Source organism: Stenotrophomonas sp. 05L44_2 (assembly GCF_056665995.1).
Window position 1 is genome coordinate 1 of record NZ_JBFTNR010000043.1, and the last position, 11,059, is coordinate 11,059.

The window sequence follows — 11,059 nt, forward strand, 5'->3', positions numbered from 1 at the left end:
GTCCACGGCGCGGCCGAGCATGATCGGCTCGATATCGCACAGGGCAACGACCTCCACGTCGTCTCGGCGCACCAGTTCCTTCAGCAGCACCAGGCCACGCATGCCGGTACCGATCACGGCCAGGCGTACCTTGCGGCCACGTGCCCATGCCGGGGTCTGCGGCAGCAGGCTGCTGGCGGCGACAGCGGCGCTGGCCGCGATGAATTCCCTACGCTTCATGGCAAACACTCTCCTCTTGAAGGCGCGCCAGCCTGGGCCGGCGCGCCTGGTCACGCAAACGGAATTACTTGAACCGGTAGCCGATGGTCACACTGTAACCACGACCGAAGATGGTGGCGTAGTCACTGGAGTCACCCAGGAAGCTGTTGGGATCGTAGAACGGCAGGCGGTYGAACAGGTTCTTGAYGGTGAAGCTCAGGTTCCACGCGTCATCCGGGCGCCAGGTGACGCTCATGTTGGCGGTCCACCACGACGGTGCACCATCGCACTTGCTCTTTTCCAGGGCCAGGTAACCGCCGGTGCAGGTTTCCTTGTTGTTGCTTTCTTCGTCGATCTGGTCGGTGGCCCACTTGGTGCCGCCCACGTAGTTGACGAACATGCTGGTGGTGACCTGCTTGTAGGTCCAGTCGGCATTGAGCGTCGCACGCAGGCGCGGGTTGTTGTAATAGCCCACCACGTCGCCGTAGTACCAGCCGTTCTGTTCATCCATGTAGAAGCGGTTGCGGTTGGCGATGGTGGCTGCCAGGCCGATGTTCAGCCCGCCCCACTCACCCAGCGAGAAGCGGCTGCGCGCATCGATGTCGAAGCCATCGATCAGGGTCTTGCCGCGGTTCTTGTACTGGCCCACCACGCTGGCCACGTTGCCGGCCGAGTAGCCCGGCAGCGTTCCCGGGCAGCTCACACCGCTTGCCGGGTCGGCGCACATCGCCGCCAGCTGCGCCAGATTGGCGCGGTCGCTGTCGGTGATCGGCGAGCGCGACGAGGAGATGATGTCTTCGGCGCGGCGGTAGTCCGGGGCAACGATTTCGTTGTCGCGGTAGATGAACCAGTAATCGGCCGACACCGACAGCCAGCTGGCCGGCTCGTAGACGAAGCCCAGCGTGGCGATCTTCGCCTTCTCCGGCTTCAGGTTCTGGTTCGGCTGGGTCATGCGGGCCACGGTGCGGCTGCAGTCCACGTTGAGCAGGCTCTTGCCCAGGTCGACATCACCGCCGCGCTGCGATTTCAGCAGCAGGTTGGCGATGGCGTTGGTCTCGGCGCAGCGCAGTTCATCACGGTAGCCGCCCAGCTGCGCGTACACGCCGCCGTTGCCGGACTCGGCCAGGCTGGGGGCGCGGAAGCCGGTGGAATAGGTACCGCGCAGCATCAGCTGGTCGAACGCCTGGTACTTGAAGCCGATCTTCGGCGCGACGTTGGCGCTGAAGTTCGGGTACTTGTCCACGCGCACGGCCGCGTCCAGCTCCAGCTTCTCGGTAATCGGCGCCACCGTTTCAGCAAACAGCGCATAGGTGTTGCGCGCGCCATCGAACCACGAGCCACCCTGCTGGGTGATCAGGCCGGCGGCCGCGTCGGCGTTGCCGGGGGTGTAGAAGGTTTCGCGGCTGGCGTTGAAACCGAACGCGGCGCGCATGTCACCGGCCGGCAGCTGGAACAGCGGGCCTTCGATCTTGCCATCCAGCGTATGCAGGCGCGTCCACGACTGGATGTCGAAGGTCGGGAAGGCGCCGCGGATCAGTGCGGCGTTGGCCTCGCTGATCTCACCGAACTTGTACGCCGGATGATCGGAGATGATCACACGGCCCGTGCCCGGGTCGATGCTGTAAGGACCGAAGGCCTTCTCGAAGCCCTTCACGTTGACGTTGATCGTCTGGTAGGTGGTCGAGTGCGTGCCGGCGGTGGCGAACGCGGTTTCCCAGTTCCAGTCACCGACGTTGCCACGCGCGCCGGTCAGCACGCGGTAGCTCTTGTCGGTGTTGCGCTGGCCGAAGTAGTTGGCGCCGGCATCCTGCAGCAGGTACTGCAGGCCGACAACGCCACCCATCATTGCCTTCAGCTCGGGGCTGGCGTGGTTGTACTCGTTGTTCGGGCCCAGGAACGGATACAGGAACTGGTTGACGTTGTTTCCGGTATCGCGCGAGAACCAGCTGGTCGGGTTGCCGGTGGTGGTGCCGTAGCTGCGCGGGGTACCGCCGTTGGCACGCAGGTCGATATCGGTATAGGTGGCCTCGGCGAAGATCTCGGTGCTGTCGCCCACCAGGAAGGTGCCGTTGAGGTAGGCGGTGTTGCGCTCGGATTTGGCGCCGGCGTCGATCTCGTTGTTCATCCAGGTTTCCCAGACGCAACGCGGGCCGGCCGCTTCACTGGTCAGCACGTTCTTGCAGCCCGGTGCGGCTTCCTGCACGCGGCGGCCGGTCACCGGATCGAACGCGAAATAGCTGCCCGGGTTGAACTCACCCGGCTTGCTGCCCACGCCCAGGCGCAGGTTGTTCAGGTAGTTGGGGTTGTTGACGTAGTACTGGTCCGGGCGCTTGTCATAGAAGTCGGCCAGCGGAATCGCGTCGCGGCGGTACATGTTCACCGCGCCGTAGATGTTGAAGCGGTTCTCGGTGAGGTCACCGAAGCCGGCGGTGATGCTGGCCTGGCGCTCGCCGTAGGAGTCGATGCGCGAGGAGGTGTCGTTGGTGAAGCTGATCTCCGCGCCCTGGAAGTTGCGCTTGGTGATCACGTTGATCACGCCGGCCACCGCGTCGGTGCCGTACACCGCCGAGGCGCCGTCGGTCAGCACTTCCATGCGTTCGATGGCGGCGGCGGGAATCGCATCGATGTTGACGAACTGGGTCTGGAAGCCCGCCGGCGCGCCGTAGTACGACAGGCGGCGGCCATTCAACAGCACCAGCGTGCCCTGTGCGCCGAGGCCGCGCAGGTTGGCCTGCGAAGCGCCGTCGGAGCCGGTGAACAGCGAGCGCGAATCCTGCTGCGCTGGCCGGGCAGCAGGCAGGTTGTCGAGCACCTGCAGCAGCGTGCGCGCACCCATGTTCTGGATGTCCTGCTTGCTGATCACCTGCACCGGCGAGGCGGTTTCAACGTCGGTGCGGCGGATGTTGGAACCGGTGACCTCGATGCGGGCCAGGTCGGTGGCCTTGTCCTTGCTCTCCTGGGCGAAGGCAGGAACGGCGACCGACAGCAGCACGCCGGCGATGGCCAGCGACAATGGTGCGATCGAACGACAGGGGGGGCGGTGGTGGCGGGCGGGCAACATCGGGGTTCTCTCCTGGCAGGGGTGCGGCGCGAATGGTGGATCGGCGGGCAAAACGCTCCCGGGCCACGGCTCCCACCGTCGTGGTGAAGCCGTAGTCGGAATGGGCGGGGAGGAGCGGTGTTACGTGGCGGTCATGGGGCGACGATGCTGGCGGAGTCGCCCTCCTGGCCGATCAGCACGGCGTTGGCCCAGTTGGCACAGACCTGGGCGGGTTGGCTGCCCTGCGCACCCAGCGTGCGCAGGCTCAGGGTGGAAAGGCCACGGATGTCCAGCTCCGGCTTGACCACGCCGGGTGCCTTCACCAGGCCGCTGTCATACAGCAGGCGGTTGTCGCCCCAGACCTGGAACTGCAGGCCACCGGCCGTGCGGCAGGCGTCGTCAATGCCGAGGTCGGCACGCAGCAGRCGCCATCCCCCCTGCAGGCGCAGGTCGATGCGGCTGTTGGCGGACACGCCCAGGCCGCGGCGGAACTGCAGGCCGTTCATGCGCATGCCGGCGTCGCCGGTGAACGCCTTGTCGGCGTGCACCTGGCTGGCCAGCGCGGCCGGCACCGGCAGCTCGGAGAGATAGCGCTGCCGGGCCGGTCGCTCCGGTTCCTGGTGTTCGAGGATGTGGAAGGTGGACAGCGCAATCGGGCCGACGTCGCGCGGTTGCAGCGCGTCGAAGGCACGCGCACTGCCCTGTGCAGCGGTCACCATCGGATCGGCGCTGGAGGCACCGTCACCTTCGGGGTTCTGCACGCTCAACACGCGGAAGCGCAGCAGGCGGCCGGCGTGGGCCGGGAAGTCGATGCGCTGCGTGCCTTCCTTCAGCTGCAGGTAGCCGCGGGCAATCGGTTCACCCCACTCGCCGTTGCTGTCGCCCAGGTACACTTCGTAGTCGCGCACCTGGCCGTGCTTCCAGTTCTTGTCGTTGCGCGGCGCGATGTCGATGCCATCAATCATCTTCCGTTCGCCGAAACCGATCACCCACTCATGGGCACCGGTGCGCACGGCCTGGTTGCGCACGCTGCGGAACCAGGTGGCCGGATCATCATCGAAGGCATTTTCCAGCGCATGGCCGGGTTCTTCGGCCGGGCGGTTGACCACCAGCAGGCTGTCGGCCGGCAGTTCGCGGCCCAGCACCGGTGCAGCCGGATAGGCATCGTCGGCGGCCGCTGCGGCGACGGCGAAGTCCAGCTGCAGCTGCAGCGGCTGGCGGATGTCCTGCGCCGCGGTGCGTACATGCAGGGTGCCGCGACGCTCCTTGGCATCGAAGTACCAACCCTCGCTGGCGCTGTTGAATGCGGTCGCGTCGGCCAGCGCCGGCAGCGCGCGGCCAGCGGCCTGCACCGCACGCGGCGCCTGCCGGCTGAGCACGCGCAGGCCATAGCGGCGCTGTGCCAGCTGGCCGTTGTACTGGCCCTGTACCGCATCGATCTGCACCTGTACCGGGCCGCTGCCCTGTGCCGGCGCCTGCACACTGATCCGCTGCGTGCTCGATTCGCCCTGCTGGTAGCGGCGGGTGTTGCCGTCATCTTCGTACAGCGTGTACTGCGAATCACCCTGCGGGTACAGGTCGAAGGTCACTTCATCGAGCGGTTTCTCGCCGTCGAACAGCATCGACGGGTACATCGGCAGGATCGCACCGGCACGCACGAACACCGGCAGCGTGGCCAGGTCCACCTGGCGGTCCAGCTGGCGGCCATCGGCGGCGGCCTGCACGCGGCGGCCATCCCAGTAGTCGATCCAGCCGCCGGCGGGCAGGTGGATGTCGCGGCGCCAACCACGGCTGGCGGCCTGGCTGCGGTACACCGGTGCAACCAGCAGGTCGCGGCCGAGCAGGAACTGGTACTTGTAGGTTTCATCCTGCGCGTACGGATCGCGCGGGTTGTCCCACATCAGGCCACGCACCGGCGGTGCACCGGTCTGCGCAGCCTCATGCACCAGCCCATACATGTACGGGGTCAGGCGCATCTTCAACTTCAGGTAATCGCGGTTGATGCTGCGGTAGGGCTCGTCGTACCACCACGGGTGCTTGCGCGCATTCGACGACCAGCCGCTCATGCCCATCAGCACCGGGGTGAACGCCTTCCACTGCAGGTCGCGGGTGAAGGTCTCGGCGCTGCCGCCGAAGATCGCGTCCACATCGCCGCTGGCGTAGGCCATGCCGGACAGGCCCGAACCCACCAGGGTCGGCACATGCCAGCGGATGTAGTCCCAGCTGCTGCTCTGGTCGCCGGTCCAGGCCACGGCATAGCGCTGGATGCCGGCCCAGCCCATTACCGTCCACAGGAACGGGCGGGAATCGGAATTGTCGAGGATGCCGTTGAATGCCTGGCGGTTGGCATCCATCGCGAACTGGTAGCCCTTGCCGGTCCAGGCCACGTCCAGTTTCTGCACGCGGCTGCCGGCCTTGCCCACTTCCCAGGCGATCTTGTCGACGCCGTTCTCGGTCCACAGGCCGGTGCGGAAGCCGTACCCGGCCAGGCCCTTCACCGTCTCCGGCAACTGCTTGTAGCCGCAGCCATAACCATCGTTGGGCAGGATCCAGCCGCCGGGCATGTCGTTGGCGCGGTACTGCTTGGCCACGCTGTTGATCACATCCGGYGTGGTGCCGGTCGGGCCGTCGCTCCAGCCCTCGGGCACGGTGCCGGGCTTCTTGCCGTTGTCGCCATCGTTGTAGCAATCGGCATCGCCGTAGGACAGCGCCCAGCGCGCGACCATGTTCGGGCGGCCGGTCAGCTGGGTGTAGCGCTCGATCAGCTTCGGCAGGTCGGCGCCAACGAAGTAGTACGCATCGAAGCGGTCTTCACGATGCAGCAGGGTGGCCTGGTCGCTCTGCCGCAGGTCGTAGCTGCCATCGCTCCACGTATTGCGCAGCATGCCCCAGCCACGGCTGCTCAGCAGCATCGGTGCCGGGCTCGGGCGATCCCCCTCTTCCCAGCCGCCGGAGTACGAGACGTCCAGTTCGCGGCCCTTGAACTGGTAGCGGCCGTTCTGCTGGCCACCGCCGTAATAGCCTTCATCGGCCTGCGAGGACAGCACCTGCACGCTCTGCGCGGCATCCAGGTCCAGCGGCTGCAGTTCCTGCCACAGCGCGGTGGGCTGGCCGTTGTCCAGGCGCTCCAGGCGCAGGCGCAACGGCTGCCGCTGCACATGCAGCACGAGTGCAGCGGTACGCACGCGGATCTCCTGCGCATCTTCTTCCAGCTGTGCCTGCACGTTGGCCTTGGGCTGCGGCAGCACGATCGGCGCGGCCTTGTCACCGGCACCAGTCAGCTTGCCGTTGCGGCCGGCCTGTACGCGGATGATGTCGGTGGCCGGCAGTTCAATGCGGATGCGCGTGCCGTTGTCGGTCTGCAGGTCCCAGCCATTTACACCGTCGGTGCTGGCACTGGCGCTGACCGAGCGCAGGTTGCCGACCGGTGCGGCCTGGGCCGACAGGGACGCCGACAGCAGTGCCGGCAACAGGGCCRGCAGCAGTGGCGAACGACGAACGCAGATTTCCACACGGACTCCCAACCCGTTCACCGGGCGTTTCGAAAGCGGTTGGGCCGACTCTAGGGCAGCGATTCGAAAGATGTCAACAAATTGAAAGGAAAAAGGAAGATATATTTACATGAAACGAAAGTTGTTGCGGCGCAATACTTTGTGTAACCGCTTGCAGGCGCCTGTTAAGCATTGTGCGATACGGCATCCGGCGGTTTCTTTCGTTTCCGGAGTGATGCCACGCGAGGAAAGTCATCACCGCGATATCTTTCTTTTTACTTTCGGTATTTGACATTTCGAAAGAAAACGCAGATGGTGCGCTGGCCCAACTGGAACCTCCGAATGGACGTCACCCTGCTTTCCGATGTGTCCGCCTGGCAGCGCCGCGGCGGAGCCGATACCGCTACCGAAATCGCCCAGCAGCCGGCGCTGTGGGAAGCCCTTGCACAGGATCTGTCGCGTGCCCGCGACCGCCTGCAGGCCTTCCTCGGCGACAGCCTCAACGACCCGAACCAGCGCGTGCTGTTCACCGGCGCCGGCAGTTCCGGCTTCATCGCTGAAATGGTGGCCGATGCCATCAACGCGCAGTGGCCGGCCGAGGTGCGCGTGGTGCATACCACCAGCCTGCTCACCCATCCTGCGCTGTACCTGCAGCGCGATCGTCCGACCCTGCTGGTGTCGTTCGGCCGCAGCGGCTCCAGCCCCGAAAGCGTTGCCGCCGTCGACCGCGTGCGCAGTGACGTGGACGATGCGCGCTTCCTGGACATCACCTGCAATGCCGAGGGCGAACTGGCCCGCCGTGGCGCCGGCCGTGCCGACACCTGCACCCTGCTGATGCCGTCGGCCAGCTGCGACCGTGCATTCGCCATGACCAGCAGCCTGACCTGCATGCTGCTGGCGGCATTGACCGTGTTCGACCGTTCGCCGTGGGATGCGCGCATCGCGCGCCTGCAGCAGATTGCCGGTCTGGCCCGCGAAGGCCAGGCGCAGTGGGATGCAGCTGTGGCCGCGCTGGCGCAGCGCCCGTTCAACCGGGTCATCTACCTTGGCAGCGGCCCGCTGGAAGCACTGGCGCGCGAGGCTGCGCTGAAGGTGCTGGAGCTCACCGCCGGCCGCGTGCTGGCGCTGGCCAACACCCCGCTCGGCTTCCGCCATGGACCGAAGTCCACGCTGGACGGCAGCACCCTGGTGGTCGTGCTGCGCAGCGTGCAGCCGCTGGCACGCCGCTATGAGCAGGACCTGCTGGAAGAGCTGCGCCGCGACGGCGTGGCTGGCCAGGTACTGTCGATCGGCCCGCATTCGGATATCGGCGCCGACGATGACTACACCCTCACCGTGCCTGCCCTGGATGACCCGTGGCTGGCGCCGGTGTGGCTGGGCTTTGCGCAGCTGTACGCGCTGCAGCGTTCGGCCGCACTCGGCCTGACCCCCGACAATCCGTTCCCGGACGGCACCGTCAACCGCGTGGTCAAGGGTGTCACCATCCACCATGGCTGAGCTGATCGCCAACGCCTGCTACGGCATCGACATCGGCGGCACCAAGATCGAGCTGGTGGTGTGCGATGCGGCGATGCAGGTCACCTGGCGCCGCCGCGTGGCTACCCCGCAGGGCGACTACGACGGCTTCCTGCAGGCGGTGGTGACATTGGTTGCTGAAGCCGATGCTGCGCTGGGTCGCAGCGATGCGGCCATCGGCATCGCCCTGCCCGGCGTGCGTGATCGTCGCAACGGCCGCCAGCTCAGCGCCAATGTGCCTGCGCTGACCGGTCAATGCGTGGCGGCTGATCTGCAGGCACGCCTGCAGCGCCCGCTGCATTTCGGCAACGACCTGCAGTGTTTTGCGCTCTCTGAAGCGCACGGTGGCGCCGCCGATGGCTACCCCAGCATGTTCGGCGCCATCCTCGGCACCGGTGCCGGTGGCGGCTTCTGCCTGCAGGGGCGCCTGCTGTCCGGCTTCAACGGCCTGGCCGGCGAATGGGGCCACTGGAGCGTGCCGGGTCACCTGCTGCAGCGTCATGGCCTGCCGCTCATTGATTGCGCCTGTGGCCTGCAAGGCTGCGTGGAGCGCTACGTGTCCGGGAGTGGCCTGGCGATGATCGAGCGCCACCTCGGTGGCAGCGCTGCCGATGCCAGCGTGGTGGTCACCCTGGCCGAAGCCGGCGATGCGCGTGCACGGCAGGCGCTGGACATCCATCGCGACCTGCTCGGCCACAGCCTGGCCGCCCTGGTGCTGGCGCTGGACCCGCACGTGATCGTGCTCGGTGGCGGCCTGTCCCAGTACGCACCGCTGTACCAGCTGTTGCCGGCGGCCATCGCCGCGCATCTGTTCAACGGCGTGCAGGTGCCGCCCATCGTGCCGCCGCGCTTCGGCGATGCCGGTGGTGCACGCGGTGCCGCCCTGCTGGCCTGCCAACCCTCGTTTTCCTGATGTCCGGAGCTTGACCATGTCCCCGTTGCAGACCCTGCTTGCCTCCCACCGCGCCGGCCACAACGTCGGCCTGTACAGCGTCTGCTGCAGCAACGAACAGGTGCTGCGCGCGGCCATGCACGTGGCGTTGGCGCACGATACCGTGCTGCTGATCGAAGCCACCTCCAACCAGGTCGACCAGTTCGGCGGCTACACCGGCATGACCCCGCCGCAGTACCGCGACTACGTCGGTACCCTGGCCGATGAGGAAGGCTTCCCGCGCGAGCGCTTGATCCTCGGCGGTGACCACCTTGGCCCGAACGCCTGGCAGAAGCGCCCGGCCGCCGAAGCGATGACCCATGCGCGCGTGCTGATCGAGGCCTACGTCGCCGCGGGTTTCCACAAGATCCACCTGGACTGCAGCATGTCCTGCGCCGATGACCCGGTGCCGCTGCCCGATGCCATCGTTGCTGCACGTTCGGCCGAGCTGGCCGAGATCGCCGAGCGCACCGCCGCCGAGCACGGCCTGCCGCCGCCGGTCTATGTCATCGGTACCGAAGTGCCGATTCCCGGTGGCGAAGCCTCGCTGGCCGGTGGCCTGCAGGTGACCACCCCGGCCGCCGCTGCGCAGACCCTGGCCATCCATCGGCAGGCCTTCGATACCCCGCTGCTGCGCGATGCATGGCAGCGTGTGCTGGCCATGGTGGTGCAGCCSGGCGTGGAYTTCGACCACAGCAGCGTGCACKASTACGACSCGGCCGCCGCCAGCGAACTGGCCGACTTCCTCGAACAGCAGCCGCGCATTGTGTTCGAAGCGCATTCGACCGACTACCAGCGCGAAAGCGGCCTGCATGCGCTGGTGCGCGACCATTTCGCCATCCTCAAGGTCGGCCCCGCGGCGACCTTCGCCTATCGCGAAGCGCTGTTCGCACTCTCTGCCATCGAAGCCGAGCTGCTGCCGGCCGCGCAGTGCTCGCGCCTGCCGCAGGTGCTGGACGAGGTGATGGTGGCGCAGCCGAAGTCCTGGCAGTCGTACTACCAGGGCGACGAAGCGACCCTGCGCCTGCTGCGCAGCTATTCCTTCAGCGACCGCTGCCGCTACTACTGGGGCGAGCCGGCGCTGGTGCAGGCCGTGCACACCCTGTTTGCCAACCTGGAACAGCACGCGCCGCCGCTGGTGCTGCTCAGCCAGTACCTGCCGGAGCAGTACCGCGCCGTGCGCGAGGGCACCCTGGCCAATACGCCTACCGCCCTGGTGCAGCATCGCATCGGCCTGTGCCTGGGCGAATACGCCCGCGCCTGCAGCGCCAACCAGGCTGGAACCCGCAAGCACAACGCAAGTCCGGCTGCCGCCGATCTTGCGAACGGCTAATCTCTACCTTTCCCTGCGAAACCGAGAATGGCCATGCGCAACACCCGCTCCCGCCGGCAACAGATCCTGCAGCTGCTGATCGAGCACGGCTCGGTGCAGGTGGCCGATCTGGTCGAGCGCTTCGGCGTGTCGGCGGTGACCATCCGTGCCGACCTGACCCACTTCGAATCGCAGGGGCTGGCCACGCGTACCCACGGCGGTGCCACCCTGGTGCGTACACCGCCGCAGGAACAGGACATCCACGAAAAGGATGCGCTGAACCTGCCGCTGAAGGACTCCATCGGCACGGCGGCCGCGCGCCTGGTGCAGGCCGGTGACAACATCATCATCGACTCCGGCTCCACCACGATGACCCTGGCCCGCCATCTGCGCGAACACCGCGATGTGACGGTGATGACCAACGGCCTGAACATCGCCTGGGAACTGGCCAACGCCGCCGGCATCACCGTGCTGCTGACCGGCGGACTGCTGCGCCAGCAATCGCTGTCGCTGCAGGGCAGCCAGGCTGAAGCCAGCCTCAACTCTTACAGCTTCGACACGCTGTTCCTGGG

Annotated in this window: 6 protein-coding genes and 1 pseudogene; 4 read left to right on the forward strand and 3 right to left on the reverse strand. The window is 66.8% G+C overall.

Translation table 11 applies throughout. From position 1 onward, the window contains the following. The 3 genes and pseudogenes from AC1VAN_RS02635 to AC1VAN_RS02645 form a co-directional block, all read right to left on the reverse strand. Nucleotides 1-219: pseudogene (locus tag AC1VAN_RS02635) on the reverse strand (gfo/Idh/MocA family oxidoreductase); the annotation flags it as partial. A 64-nt stretch (nt 220-283) separates the two neighbouring features. Beyond that, complete coding sequence (locus tag AC1VAN_RS02640; protein WP_480985215.1) at nt 284-3,259, reverse strand: TonB-dependent receptor plug domain-containing protein; 2,976 nt, start codon at nt 3,257-3,259, stop codon at nt 284-286. Between the two features lie 131 nt (nt 3,260-3,390). Beyond that, nucleotides 3,391-6,750, reverse strand: a complete 3,360-nt coding sequence (locus AC1VAN_RS02645; protein WP_480985218.1) for a TIM-barrel domain-containing protein — start codon at nt 6,748-6,750, stop codon at nt 3,391-3,393. A 321-nt stretch (nt 6,751-7,071) separates the two neighbouring features. On the opposite strand from AC1VAN_RS02645, the gene AC1VAN_RS02650 reads away from it, so the two are divergent. From AC1VAN_RS02650 to AC1VAN_RS02665, 4 genes are all read left to right on the forward strand, one after another. Beyond that, nucleotides 7,072-8,226 (forward strand): SIS domain-containing protein, encoded by a 1,155-nt coding sequence (locus tag AC1VAN_RS02650; RefSeq protein WP_025877469.1) that lies wholly within the window; start codon nt 7,072-7,074, stop codon nt 8,224-8,226. After that, on the forward strand, nt 8,219-9,157 hold the full coding sequence (locus tag AC1VAN_RS02655) for an ROK family protein (RefSeq protein ID WP_025877472.1): 939 nt from the start codon (nt 8,219-8,221) through the stop codon (nt 9,155-9,157). The genes AC1VAN_RS02650 and AC1VAN_RS02655 overlap by 8 nt, the downstream gene beginning before the upstream one ends. Before the next feature lie 16 nt (nt 9,158-9,173). Continuing rightward, on the forward strand, nt 9,174-10,508 hold the full coding sequence (locus AC1VAN_RS02660; protein ID WP_480985216.1) for a D-tagatose-bisphosphate aldolase, class II, non-catalytic subunit: 1,335 nt from the start codon (nt 9,174-9,176) through the stop codon (nt 10,506-10,508). 33 nt (nt 10,509-10,541) lie between these two features. Continuing rightward, on the forward strand, nt 10,542-11,059 hold a 518-nt coding region (locus AC1VAN_RS02665; protein WP_480985217.1), incomplete at its 3' end, for a DeoR family transcriptional regulator.